Source organism: Aliivibrio sp. S4MY1 (assembly GCF_028765545.1).
Taxonomy (GTDB): Bacteria; Pseudomonadota; Gammaproteobacteria; order Enterobacterales; family Vibrionaceae; genus Aliivibrio.
Genome location: NZ_JARACP010000002.1, coordinates 322,162 through 335,984, shown reverse-complemented (window position 1 = coordinate 335,984; position 13,823 = coordinate 322,162). Strand labels below are relative to the sequence as shown.

Annotated in this window: 7 protein-coding genes and 3 tRNA genes; 3 read left to right on the top strand and 7 right to left on the bottom strand. The window is 35.5% G+C overall.

Annotated features, from left to right (window positions below):
- Window positions 1–132: 132 nt before the first annotated feature.
- Window positions 133–2,793, bottom strand: a complete 2,661-nt coding sequence (locus PVK71_RS03975) for a molybdopterin-dependent oxidoreductase (protein WP_274417598.1) — start codon at window positions 2,791–2,793, stop codon at window positions 133–135.
- A gap of 327 nt (window positions 2,794–3,120) precedes the next feature.
- On the bottom strand, window positions 3,121–5,766 hold the full coding sequence (locus PVK71_RS03970) for a beta-N-acetylhexosaminidase (protein ID WP_274417599.1): 2,646 nt from the start codon (window positions 5,764–5,766) through the stop codon (window positions 3,121–3,123).
- A gap of 518 nt (window positions 5,767–6,284) precedes the next feature.
- Between PVK71_RS03970 and PVK71_RS03965 the strand changes: the two genes are divergently transcribed.
- Window positions 6,285–6,764 (top strand): DUF1097 domain-containing protein, encoded by a 480-nt coding sequence (locus tag PVK71_RS03965; RefSeq protein ID WP_274417600.1) that lies wholly within the window; start codon window positions 6,285–6,287, stop codon window positions 6,762–6,764.
- 303 nt (window positions 6,765–7,067) lie between these two features.
- Here PVK71_RS03965 and PVK71_RS03960 read toward each other — a convergent pair.
- The 3 genes from PVK71_RS03960 to PVK71_RS03950 all read right to left on the bottom strand — a co-directional run bounded on the left by PVK71_RS03960 (window position 7,068) and on the right by PVK71_RS03950 (window position 7,390).
- Window positions 7,068–7,143, bottom strand: a tRNA-Asn gene (locus PVK71_RS03960).
- Between the two features lie 30 nt (window positions 7,144–7,173).
- Window positions 7,174–7,249 (bottom strand) — tRNA-Thr (locus PVK71_RS03955).
- A gap of 50 nt (window positions 7,250–7,299) precedes the next feature.
- Window positions 7,300–7,390: transfer RNA gene (locus PVK71_RS03950), tRNA-Ser, on the bottom strand.
- Window positions 7,391–7,708: 318 nt separating this feature from the next.
- Between PVK71_RS03950 and PVK71_RS03945 the strand changes: the two genes are divergently transcribed.
- Window positions 7,709–8,035: an Hpt domain-containing protein gene (locus PVK71_RS03945; RefSeq protein WP_274417601.1), complete on the top strand. Its 327-nt coding sequence runs from the start codon at window positions 7,709–7,711 to the stop codon at window positions 8,033–8,035.
- A gap of 95 nt (window positions 8,036–8,130) precedes the next feature.
- On the opposite strand, the gene PVK71_RS03940 is transcribed toward PVK71_RS03945, so the two are convergent.
- Complete coding sequence (locus tag PVK71_RS03940; RefSeq protein ID WP_274417602.1) at window positions 8,131–9,720, bottom strand: GGDEF domain-containing phosphodiesterase; 1,590 nt, start codon at window positions 9,718–9,720, stop codon at window positions 8,131–8,133.
- Window positions 9,721–9,775: 55 nt separating this feature from the next.
- The gene (locus PVK71_RS03935; protein ID WP_274417603.1) at window positions 9,776–10,657 is read right to left on the bottom strand and encodes a sigma-70 family RNA polymerase sigma factor; all 882 of its coding nucleotides are present in this window, start codon (window positions 10,655–10,657) and stop codon (window positions 9,776–9,778) included.
- Window positions 10,658–11,147: 490 nt separating this feature from the next.
- Between PVK71_RS03935 and PVK71_RS03930 the strand changes: the two genes are divergently transcribed.
- Window positions 11,148–13,820, top strand: a complete 2,673-nt coding sequence (locus PVK71_RS03930) for an ATP-binding protein (protein ID WP_274417604.1) — start codon at window positions 11,148–11,150, stop codon at window positions 13,818–13,820.
- Window positions 13,821–13,823 lie beyond the last annotated feature (3 nt).

Here is a 13,823-nt window from a genome sequence, read left to right as displayed (position 1 = left end):
TTTAACACTTAAGTAACAAGCATAGGACAGAGATCAATTAAAACCAGAAAATAGAATAAAAAAAGACACTTCCGAAGAAGTGCCGTTTGAGTATATAAATAATGGTTACTTAATAACTAACTGTTATATTTACTATTTATAACTATTGCTTGAATCTTTCGCGTTTGCTTCAAGAAAGCTCATTACTTCTTCACGTTCCAATGGATTTAAGCCAGCCCGAGGAAACATACTTTGAGTGATCCCACGCCATTGAGCCTTAGTATACTGCTTAGGATCTTTTGCCGAATGGCACATAGTACAACGCTGATAAAATAACGCTTCACCTACGCTTTGCTTTGTCTCACGGCCTAACCCACTGCTATCACCCAAAGTAGTATTCACTTTATCAATACGGATATCAGTATCTACTGTGACTATTCTTGGCGGTTCAAAAGCCAAATTAGATGATTCTGGATCTCGACAACGTTGAATATAAGCTAAACACGTATTTGCAGTAGTCGCTTGGCTTAAATCACTTGATGCTTTACCAGAGGTTAATACATTGATTGAACCACTATTACAGCGACCTAGGCTATCAAATTGCAACCATGCTCCTTCTTCTAAGCTAATTACACCAGGCATGATTTGATCTGACACTTTAGCTCCTGCGATAACTCGGCCACGCTCATTATATATTTCCATTAATTGACCAGAGCGAATACCATGTTTCTCGGCGTCTTTATCATTAATTAATACGTATTGACGACCTTGAACACTTTCGTATTTACGAACTTCTGTATTGGCCAATTGTGAATGTAATCGCATGTAAGGATGCGGGCTAACAACATGAACTTCATTAGGCTTTGCATTACCAAGATACTCAAACGGTTCTAAGAATGTCGGCATTGGCGGGCAGTTTTTCACATCAAAATTGGCGATATCTTGGCAATACAGTTCTATTTTTCCTGATGTCGTATGCAGTGGGTTCTTCTCTGGATCTTGATAAAAATCTCCATGTCTTACCCATTGGTTTGCTTCTTGTGGCACTGGTAATAAAGCGACGCCATTTTTCCAAAACTCATCAAACGGTAATGTAGCAGAAGACGCTTTATAGGCTCGTTTTAATATCTCATCAAACGGTAACCCTTCCGTAAATTTATCTTCAACGTTAAATATTTCAGCTAATCTTCGGAAAATTTCGAAGTCATCTAAACTTTCCCCATAAGGCTGAATAACCTGACGCATCGCATAGATTTTATCGTTACTGTAAGTCCCACCAGAGGAGAGATCATCTCGCTCTAATGTACTAGTTGCTGGCAATACAATATCTGCATAACGTGACGATGCGCACCACCAAGGATCTTGGCATACAAAGGTCTCTACTTTTTCATTAAGCGCAGCAATCAGTTGGTTGGTATCTTGTTGATGTGATAATAGATTATTACCAGCGTTATATACCATTTTGACATCAGGATAGGTGTATTCAATGCCATCTCTTGTAAAGGTTTTTCCTGGGTTCATTAACATTTCAGAGATACGAGATGCAGGACAAATAGCACTGACTGGATTTTTCCCTTGAGATAAACCTATTGGTAATGTTTTCCCTGATTGTGGCATACCACCATTGCCATAATGCCAACTAAAACCAACCCCTTCACCCGGTTTACCAATCTTTCCTAACATGGCTGCAAAGTTAATAATTGCCCAATGGATCATTTCACCATGATCGGCTCTTTGTAATGACCAACCTGCCGCAAACTGAGTTTTACTGGTTGCAAATTTAATCGCCATTGCTTGAATATCTTCTACCGATATCCCTGTGATCTTCGCTGCCCATTCCGGAGATTTAACCACCCCATCAGTTTTACCCATTAAATGGTCAATGTATTTATCAGCCCCTACGGTATAACGATCTAAGTAGGAAGTATTATGAAGATCATTTACATACACATGCTGTGCCATAGCTAAAAATAAGGCGGTATCTGTATTAGGTACAATTTTCACCCATTCAGCATCTAACTCATCATCAGTACGGGTACGTTGTGGATTAATTGAGATGAATTTGATCCCATCTTCGGCAAACTGCTTCCAATGTGGGTACATCTGATGATCGGCAACTCGAAACTCAATACGGTTATTTTTCCAAGGATCACAGCCAATCAATACAAATATTTCTGTATTCTCTTTTATTACAGGCCACGCTGTTTGTGGTGAATACACTTCCATATCACCAATAACATGAGGAAGGATCACCTGAGAGGCCCCTCCTGAATAGTCACCCGTTGTGGTACTTTGTCCACCAATAAGATTAAAAAATCGACCTTGTAGTACTTGCGGTCTCATTAAACCAGCATGAGACCAGCCACCATAAGAGCTACTAAAAATAGCCTCATTACCATGCTCTGTCGCTGTCGTTTGAATAGCATCGGCAAGCAAAGACAAAGCGGTTTCCCAACTCACTCTTACAAAGGGTTCTTTTCCGCGTAGATGTGGTTTGCTATCACCTTTAGGATCGGCAAGGTAAGATACTCGAACCATTGGATATTTAACGCGAGTTTTATCGTAGACTCGATCAATTAACCCTTCAGTCAGCATTTCAGTTGGCATTGCGTCTAATTCTTTACGCGGTTGAATACCAACAAGTACGCCTGCTTTGACTATCGCATTAAATGGCCCCCAATGACTGGCGTGTGGGATCACCTCAATATCTTCATCATCAAAGAATTTCGAAGCCGGATAAACCATTAAACCACCACCAGCAACAACTGCTGTAGCAATGGATGTTTTTAAAAAGGTACGTCGAGAAATAGCCATAATACATTCCGTAGTTTTAGTTACTTATCAATACTGATTCCGATAAGTCATTCATAAGGAATATAATAAACCCTTAAAGGTTCATTTTAAATGCACATTTATAAATGAGTGAACATGCTACGTATTAACTAATGGACATTTAAATGATTTTAGAGCCAGCTATAACGAAGTTAGACGATGTTACGACCATAAAAAACACTTAACCAAAAAATAAAAGAATGATTCCATTTTTGATGTATGAAGTTTATTTCATAAAAAACGGCACCTCTTATAAAAGAAGTGCCGTTTGATTATTTAATGACTGTTTCTAATGTATTTCTAACTTAATTATTTAACGCTAGTTACTCGGCTAACACGCTCGCCAGTAAATGATGCTGAACGAATTTGAACATCACCGGTTACTTTTGGTTTGTTCGCATTATCATATGCAGCCCATGTTTTACCGCCATCTACAGAGTATTGTAGCGTTACACCTGGGAATGAAATGTTCATGCTTAGCTCGCCGTTTGCAATTTCTGCACCTGGGATTGGTAGACGGTAATCAATACCCGCTCTTTCAAGCTTCGCTAATTCACGTTGACCCATAGTGTTTGCAAAGTTCGTCCAATCAGTAAGCTGTGCTTTCTTATTCACTAGATTTGTTTCTAGAGAATATTTAACACCTGCTTTGTATTCATTTTCCCAAGACGCTTCATGCCATGCACGCTCTGCTGCTGCGATAACACGCGGGAATACCATGTACTCATATTGCTCATCAGTACGTACTGTTTCAGACCAAAGTTGCGCAGACAGACCGTAGAATGGTTTCTTCGGTGTTACTGTACCTGCACTTTCAAAGCCGTTACCGTCACGGTCAACCGATGTTTCCGCATTTTGAGGTAGGTTTTCTGGTGCGAAACCGAACATCTTACGCGTATCTGTTGCACGAGTCGCCCAGTAGTAGCCGCGCTCTTTCGCATCAACTTCGTATGGGAAATCCATGTAAACGTAATCTGGATTAGAGATAACTACGTCGTAACCTTTATCAGCCCACTCGTACGCAGAAGCACCACCGCCCCAGTATAGAGTATCCCAGAAGTTTGCACGTACTGATTCAGTTGCGAATGCATTAGCACCTTCAGAATATTTCAGACCATCTTGCCACGCTTGGAAGTGTGGAATGCCTTTAGCTGCAACAATTTTAGATACTTGCTCTGCAAAATGGCTTGGTAGATGTTCGAAATCTGCAACTTCACCGCTTGCAATCAGAGACTGACATTGTGGTGATTTTTCAAATGGGAAGTCTTGCTTAGATAAATCTAAGTCACCTTTCCATGCGATTTTTTCTTCATCATTGATGTCTTGGAAACCAGCGTGAAGTTTGATGTTTTTCGCTTCATCACCACCGAAGTGCCATGTTGATAGAGGAACACCAGCCGCTTTGTGCATTGCTGCAACTTCAGTGATCACTTTATCTACAAACGTTGAAGATGAATCTAAACATGGGTTGATAAAGCTTTGTTTATTGTAGAACTGAACTGTTGTTACGTTTGATTCATCTTTTGGATCCATCAGACGGTATTGGTTCGCTTCTTCCATTTTGCCTTCAGCAGCAAGACGTGCGTAACGAGCTTCCATTGACATAACAGCTGCACGTGAGTGAGCTGGCATATCAATTTCTGGGATCACTTCAATGTTACGGTTTTTCGCATACGTTAGGATTTCTAAGTAGTCTTCTGTTGTGAAGAAACCAGAACCAAAGTTATCTGAATCTGCACCTGAACCTAGTTGAGGCAGTAAACAAGAAGTTTCTGACTCATCAAAACAACGGTTACCACCGATATCCGTTAGCTCAGGAAGACCAGGGATCTCTAAACGCCAACCTTCATCATCTGTTAGGTGAAGATGTAGTTTGTTAAGTTTGTATGCTGCCATTTGGTCAACTGTCGCAAGAATCGCTTCTTTTGAGTGGAAGTTACGAGCAACATCAACCATTACGCCACGGTATTCAAAACGTGGAGCATCTTCTACGTTTAGCGTTGGGATTTCTGAGCTATCTAAGCTTACTAGAGCAAGTAAAGATTGCACGCCGTAGAATGCACCCGCTTGATCAAATGCAACAACCGTTGTTTTATCTTCTGTCACATCTAATTTATATGCGCCAGATACGCCATCTTTGAATTGCTTCTTATCTACAGAAACAGACACTGGATATTCACCAGAAGTTTCAAGACCTAGAAGTTCAGCACGTTGGTTTAATGCCGCAAGTTGGTCTGCATCAATACCGTTTGCAGTAATTGAGATACCTTTTGCTAAATCAACGGTTTTATTAGTTAGTGTCGTTTTTAACGGTGTTGGAATAATATGAGAAGACGCATCTACTTCAGCTACATCTGCGTTTTTCTCAAAACGAGTGTTTGCTGTTGCTACAACGTTATTATCAGCAAGAGTGCGTTTTAGTTGAACACCGATGATTTCATCTACGTATTCTCCAGTGTCTTCAGTATCCAAAGAAATGATATTACGAGCTTCTGCTCCTGGAGCCGTTACGAATGCACCTGGCATGAAGTCAGTTTCAAATAACTGCCAATACTCAGCTACCAGTGGAAGAACCACTTCTTCGCCAGCAGCAAAACCATCAAATTTATCTGTTGGTTCAAGTTTGTGTAAGTCACCCGTTACACGAGTAATTTTAAATTGGTCGTTCTCTACATCTAAAATTAAACGAATGCTGTGAAAATAAATTGTCCAATCAGCAGAATCAACCGCTTCACCAGTGTTGGTGATTGTCATGTTTACTTTGTTACATGATGCCCATTCAGCCTGAAGTTCTTTACAAGCAAGGCCGTCATCAGCACCTTGGTTAGTAATCACTGTGTAGTTAATATCTAGGTTTTCAGCCAGTTGGTTAACTGTTGATTGCTCAGAAGAAGTAGAAGAACAAGCCGCTAAGCTTGCCATAATAACAGTAGAAAGAAGGGTTCTTTTCAACATGATTCCATTCCTAAAAATAAAGTAATTAAAATTCAAATCTGGAATTACAATACAAAAGTTTTTTAACTTTACAAATTAAGATAAATCCAATTTATGCTTTGAATCACACTTAATCCTATATTTCACGGTATAAATTAAAATAATGAGAGTTACATCAACTTATAACAGAACGGAATACTAGTTATTTCACTAAAAATATAATTATCATTATGTGAGGTAACCCACAATAACCCCCAACCAACTGAGGTGCAAAATAAAAATTTAAGACTAACAATACATATTACAACCCCAAGATACTTAATTCACAGTGAAATAAAGTTTTACATGTATGCGTGTATTTTCTTAAAACTTTATTTTTCTATTTACATTTTCACCTTACATACATGTAATCGATTGCACTCTCAATTTCTAAAGAGAGCAATGTAACAATAGTTAATTAAGGAGATTTAAATCACTAAAAATCGTAATTAAAGACATTATGATAAGTAATTAACAAATAATCGATTATAGGTATAACCATGAGTACACTAATTGCCATTGCTATTACTACAGGTATTCTTTCTGGTCTTTGGGGCTGGGTAGCTGTTAGCTTAGGCCTATTAAGTTGGGCTGGTTTTCTTGGTTGTACTACCTACTTTGCCTCTCCTACTGATGGTATAAAAGGCATAGGGTTAAGTATTGCTACTAATCTTAGTGGTGTATTTTGGGCTATGGTCATCATCAAACTTTCTTCAATGGTAAACCTAGAAATCATTGGTTATGTTATTACAGCTATTGTTGCTTTCTTTATGTGTGCACAAGCAAAGAAGAGCTGGTTAAGCTTTATTCCAGGAACTTTCATTGGTTCATGTGCCACTTTTGCTTCAAATGGTAACTGGCAGTTAGTTATTCCTTCACTAATCTTGGGAAGTGTCTTTGCTTATGCGATGAAGACATCTGGTTTGTGGCTAAAAGAAAAATTAGAAGCGAGTAAGTTGATTGAAGTCAGAAGAAACTAAAGAGCACGTTTCAGGATAATATAGACGTTATTCAAAAAAAGCCTCTGACTAATAATATTAGTCAGAGGCTTTTTTATACCAACGCAATTAATTACTGGGATTGGTATTATTCATCCTTGAATGCAGTGCTGGGCTTTCTAGTGTTGTAAAGTGACGAAACGAATTAAAGCACATTCTATAATTAGAAAAACAACAACTTATGAGACAAACACGTAAATATATTCGAAATAAAGACTTATCATTTCATAATCTGCAAATACAAAAACGCCGCTTGATATTGCTATCAAGCGGCGTTCTTAAAGGTGGCTCCCTTTGCTGGACTTGAACCAGCGACATACGGATTAACAGTCCGCCGTTCTACCAACTGAACTAAAAGGGAACAGGTATTGCATCTCATAAAGAGAAAATATGGTGCCGACTACCGGAGTCGAACTGGTGACCTACTGATTACAAGTCAGTTGCTCTACCTACTGAGCTAAGTCGGCACACTATATCTTTTTCATCATCAAGCTAATTTAGCTCAACAATAGGATTGTGGTGGAGGGATAGGGATTTGAACCCTAGAACCGCTATTAACGGTTGCCGGTTTTCAAGACCGGTGCTTTCGACCACTCAGCCATCCCTCCACGGGACTCTTCTGAAGCATTCGCCTCATCAAGTGATGTCGCGCATTATAGAGAAAATGAGATCAGGCGCAAGCCTTTTTTGAAAAAAAATGTCTGCTTGATTAAAAGTAAACCTAGTTGATTGATTTTTATTACTTTTGAATAAAAAAACAACTAATCATTGATGGCTATAGTATCTATCTATTTATTTTTCACTTTATAAAACTCTCTACTAAATCTTTTAGCAAGAATATTCAATAAGAACTATCTGGTGTCTTTTTGATTAAAAAAATTTATATCCTATATTAAGCATATAGTTTATTGATACGAGAACCATCTATGATTAACATCCCAGCGTTAGAAGATATGTTTGAAGGAGACGAGGCGATTATACAAGAGTTATTTTCGCTATACCTTAATGAAAATGCATGCATCATTCAAAAAATACGCCTAGAGTATGATAGCGATAATCTAATCGCACTTTACAATACCACACACACTCTTTCTGGAGCTTTAGGGAACTTATTTGAAATAGATACTATTTCTCAAATAAAAGAAATTGAAAGACTATCAAAAAGCGATACTAAGCCGGACGCTGAAATCATAGAGTCAGTTATCTCTGAGCTAAAAAATATTTCAGACCAAATGAATCAGTACCTTTCTTAAAAGAGAAAAATCAATCCTCTTCTACTTAAATAAAGTAACAAACATAATCCCCCCACGTTAATCTGATGATCTCTGGGGGACTTATGAACCATACGTTATGCTATCGCTGTTTGTTTGTTCATCTCAACTTGTTTTAAAGACCAGTGAAGTATCTCAGTAAACTCTTTTGGCTTACTAATGCAATAACCTTGGATATAATCACATCCTAGCTCTTTAAGTTCATCAAACAAATTAAAATCTTCAACACCTTCTGCTACAACATTGCAACCTAAACTATGTGCAAGGTAAATTGTTGAGGCCACAATAGCATAATCACTATTACCAATAGCCATATTTCGAATAAATGATTGATCTATTTTGATCTGATTAAATGACAGTACTCTAAGCAATGATAACGATGAATAACCCGTACCAAAATCATCAATACTGATATAAAAGCCCAATTCAGATAATTTTGATAACATAAGATAAGCAGTATCAACATCAGACATTAGCGCACTTTCTGTCACCTCTAAGATCACATCTGATGGTTCTAACTGTTTATTCGTGACTAATGTAAATAGGAGCTTATAAAGATCCTCATCATGAAGGTCGAGAGTTGATACATTCACATGAACTAATGGGTGTATATTTTCTCTTTTAAACGCCGCAATATCATGGGAAACTTGCTTCACTACCCATTGAGTTATCCCCTTTATATAATTATTTGTTTCAGCAATAGAAATAAATTTATCAGGGGGGATCATACTCCCATCACTCTGGGGCCAGCGAATAAGCGCTTCATAACCATGCACGGTTTGATCGATACTGTTTACAATAGGTTGATAATAAAGCTTAAACTCATTATTTGGGACCGCATTTATTAATCTATTTAAAATGTAAGCCTCTTCGTAAATAGATTCAGAGTAAGTACTTCGATAAAAATCAAGACTTACCCCTAGTTTTTTGGCTTTATAGCATGCAATGTCTGCTTGCTTTAAAAGTACTTCACTACTTTCAACATCAGATGATGAAATAACACAACCAATCACTGGTTGAAGTAGAATATTCTGTTTTTTCATTTGTATTGGAAGAATTAATGCCTCATATACCATATAAGCCAAACGCTTAATTTCTTCTCTATCTGTTGAATAACCAATAATAATAATTTCTCTAGAATTAGAGTAAAACTCTAAATGCGAATCCTTCAATGTTTTTTTTAGCTCTAAAACAGAAAGTGACAACATCTTACTAAACTGACTCTCTGATGAGACATCAATAAGCTTCCTATGGTTAATGATCTTAACTTTAATAATGTTAAATGGGGTACCAAGTTCTATCTTACTTAAAATTGCTTTTTTATAGGTAGCGTTATTATAATTTGACTCAAATATATTATTCTTTTCATCCTCCTGTGAAAAGTTGCGTATAAATTGAGTTATTATATATAACACAATAACTAACATCTGTATTGACACCGTCACTACAATAAGAGCAAAGGAATCTGACTCATTAAAAAAACCATGGTTTATAAAGTAATATTCTGAATATAAAAAACCAACTACGTAAACAACAGTAATTATTGATAAATATGTTCTTAATGTTTGAGAACCTAGCTTTCCAATTTTATACATGAAAAAAATTGAACCAAACAGAGCTAAAAAATTAAGAACTGTGAGCATCTTAAATAAGACATTTATATCCATACAAACCACCTATAAATCATACTAATCACATTACAGAAAAGCCTAAGCCTCCTCTCTATCCAAGAGCGACTTCTAGATTTAACTTGTTTGTTTTAAATATAGTGTTCAACTTTATTAAGGTTTCTGATTGTATTTGCCTAACTCTCTCTTTTGACAGATTTAAGTCTCCTCCTAATTCTTCTAATGTTTTTACCTCACTACCAAAAAGTCCATATCGATTAATAATAATTTGTTTCTCTCTACAATGAAGTGTACCTATCCATAATGACAGATTATCTTCAAGGTTATTCTTTGATAAAAAATCATCAGGGTTATTCACATTGTTATTTTCACATAATTCAACATGAAGAGGCGAATGATCTTCGATTAATGCAGTTCTATTCGTTGAAGAACAAGAAGTTAACCCCATTATTTTATTTACTTTAATGGCATCTTTTTCACAATATTCAGATATATCACGAATCGACGGCTCTTTTTTAAGTGATTTTGTTAACTCGCGAGCAGCCCTAAGGTAAGTATTCAACTCTTTGGTTATATGTACTGGTAAGCGTACTGTTCTTGAGTGATTATACAATGCACTTTCAATGGATTCCTTAATCCACCATACCGCGTAAGTAGAGAAACGGTAGCCTAATTCAGGATCAAATTTATCAATAGCTTTGATTAAACCTATATTTCCTTCCTCGATCATATCTAAAGGTGTCAATTCCTTTTGATTTCGGCTTCTATATTTATTGGCAATTTTAACAACAAGGCGTAAATTAGATTCAATTAATTTGTCTCTGGATTTTATACAACCAGATTTATATAAACGGCTATAATCAAGCTCCTCTTTTGCTGTAAGTAATTGATACCTATTTATATCTTTTAAATATATGGCGTAACTGTCTAATGCATCAGTAACCATCGGCTTCATTTCTTTCTTTGAGCGTTCCATAATACATCCTTGCACCTAGCGAACTAATCATTTTTTTGTCCTTCTGTATGTTCAGAAGGTTAAATTAACTATGAGACACATAGCGGCAATACGCAATTCCATATGATAAAACAGCATATGTGAATAATAAATCTGTGGGAAACATCACAATTGGAAGGTTAAAAATATCATTACTGAGACGCCAATATGTTGGCGCGTTTAATTTCAAAATATTGACGAAATTAAATACAAAATTAACAGTAAAGATTATGAACGTGGTTTTATCCTCTCTCAAATGTGTAGTCGATTATCTTCTGAATCACCTTTAATTTCATCACCTATTATTCAGTATTTATTAACTCTTTAGATGTAAGTTCATATCTTAAATAAGAGCTAATACTCTAGTGTTGTTTTAAAAAAATAACGTAACCCACTACCCTTTTAAATTTAATATCCTATGATCATAAGATAGGTCAATTTGGATGATTTTTTCCAACAAGGATAGTGTGCTATGTCATTAATGAACCAGTTTTCTGTTAAATCAAGATTACTTACTTTAGTCGTTTTTCCTATGGTTATATTATGTGTGCTTGCAGGAAGGGAAATCCAAACGCAGCTACTGAAGTTAAATACTCTTAATTCTTTAAATGACCGCCTACTGTTAAATGAAACGATTTCAAATTACGTTACTGCAATGCATAATCTGCGTTTAAATGCTTTATATTCTAATGATAATGATGTTGATAAATCTTCATCAAAAATAACTCTAACTTTTTTACGCTCTCAAGTTGATGAAGCAACAAAACCAAGTTTATACAATGCAGTTAATGATTTGATCGTTACTAATGCAGAAATAAACAACTTCTCGGCTATAGATATCGAAGAGTGGTCTCATAGGATTTCATACATATTAAACAAGATACATGAAATCGAAAGCCCAAAAGAACCTCTATTCCTTTCAAGCACCATAAATCAGAAATTGCGTGTTATTACTCAACTTCAATGGCTCAATTATTGGGCCACTGAAGAAAATTGGTACATTAATCTCGATCTAAATCGTCCAAAAATTCAATATCACGATGAGCTTAACTCTTTATTTTATCGCCAAGAACTGTACATTAAACAGTTCATTTCGATGGATGCTAACGCATCTCATATCGATTTATTGCTAAAAAAATTTAGTAATGACAGTTTTGCATTAAGCATGAAATTTCGTAATGATGTACTCAAAAACAAGGCGAAAGATTACTCAAAAATTGATAACAATTCAGCTACTCAAGCATTAAATCATCGACTTGTATTAATAAAATCAGTAACACAAAAAATAGCAACCGATCTCAAACAAAACGTAAAAACTCAATTTAAAAATACATATATTACGATTTTATTATTTATAAGTCTGCTTATTTTATCACTGGCTGCTATCTCTTATCTCGGTATATCACTATCAAAACGTATCATTACTTATTTAAAAAACATTACAAAAACAATGGATTTAATTGAGAAGAACCACGACTACAGTATTCAAATCCAAGTGGATGGTAAAGATGAATTGGCTTTATTCTCTCAAAACATTAATTCCCTAGTATTTGAGCGGGCTAAAAATGAGAATAAAATCATATTAGCTAAAAATAAAGCCGAGCAAGCTAACCTAACTAAAAGTTCTTTTCTCGCTAATATGTCTCATGAAATAAGAACACCACTCAATGGTATTATTGGTATATCAGGTATTCTATCGGAAACTAGGCTATCACCAATACAACATGATTATTTAAACACAATAGAGACTTCTTCACAGACTTTATTGATTCTAATTAGTGATATTCTGGATATATCAAAAATAGAAGCCGGAAATTTAGCGCTCCATACACATAACTGTAACTTGAGGGAAATTATATTCGATATAGTTTCAATTGGTATTCCTAAAGCAACAGAAAAAAATCTTGAACTAACTATTAAAATATCAACTAATCTTCCTGATTATTTATTGCTTGATGACCATAGAATTAGACAAATTTTAATGAACCTAACCTCTAATGCTATTAAATTTACTCATAAAGGCAGTATTACTATCTCTGCAGACTTTATTCCTACAGAAGGTAGAAATGGTTATATCAATATCTCTGTTTCAGATACAGGTATCGGAATTGAAAAAGAAGCCCAAACAAAAATATTTGAACCTTTCATACAAGAAGATAGCTCTATAACCCGTCAGTATGGAGGAACAGGGTTAGGTCTTTCCATTACACAACAGCTTATCGAACTCATGGGAGGAAAATTAATACTAGAATCTAAAAAAGGACATGGCAGCACCTTCTCTTTTTCTATAAAAACATCAATAGTTACTGAAAAACGACTATTACTTAAAGAATTGGATAATACCTCTATTATCTTATTAAATAATGGAGGTGATTTTGAACAGGATATTGTGAACGAGTGTCAGTATCATAATTTACTCAATGTCATAAAAACAAACTCACCTAATGACATAAATCTAATGGATGATGAAAAAGCGATTATCCTTTATTGTATAAGTAATTGCATGGAAAAAAATGGTAGAAACAACCTTATAAATCTTAGAGAAAAATACCCAAACATCCCTATTGTTTTAATACAAAAACATAAAAATAGCGCGACTAACTATGAATCTATTATTGATGGTTTAATCACCTACCCATTACTTGGGCATCGCTTTGCTAAAACCCTAGCTAACTCTTTGATTTTCCATTTTGAAAATAAATCAAATAATATAATCAAAACTACAGATGAATTTACATCCCATTTATTTCAGTCAAGGAAAACGACAAAAGAAAAACAACATATTCTCATAGTAGAAGATAATCTCGTTAATCAAAAAGTAGCATCTTTGTTTTTAAGTCGATCGGGTTACACATTTGACATCGCAAATAATGGACAAGAAGCTATTGATAAATTCACGGAAAGTGAAGATTACCAACTAATTCTAATGGATTGTATGATGCCAGTAAAAGATGGCTTTTCTGCCACAAAAGAAATAAGAACCGTCGAGAAAAAACTGCGCAGAAAAAAAATACCTATTATTGCACTAACAGCAAGCATTCTCGATCAAGATATTTCAAAATGCTATGAATCTGGAATGGATGATTACGTTGCTAAACCATTTAGAAAAGAAACTTTATTAGAAAAAATAGTTAAGATGAGATAGGTA